The following is a 223-nucleotide window of genomic DNA, read 5'->3' on the forward strand; positions in this document are numbered from 1 at the left end:
CTCAAGCCATGAGCGACCTCCTCGTCAGCATCCGTCATGCCAAGCCCGATGACGCCTCAGCCCTGTCCAGGGTGTTCGACGCCGCCTGGCGCGAGGCCTATCTCGGCATCAGTCCCGGCGTGACCCTGGACAAGATGTTCGCCCGTCGCAGCGAGCGCTGGTGGCGTTCCACCGTGACCCGAGGCCGGCCTCTCGTGGTGCTGGATATCGGACAGGGGATCGC

The 223-nt window shown here is 66.8% G+C and carries 1 pseudogene; it reads left to right on the forward strand.

The window, feature by feature from the left end:
* A pseudogene (locus E4K09_RS26065) lies at positions 1 to 223 on the forward strand (GNAT family N-acetyltransferase); the annotation flags it as partial.

The sequence above is a fragment of the Microvirga pakistanensis genome (assembly GCF_004458765.1).
In the GTDB taxonomy this organism is placed as follows: domain Bacteria; phylum Pseudomonadota; class Alphaproteobacteria; order Rhizobiales; family Beijerinckiaceae; genus Microvirga; species Microvirga pakistanensis.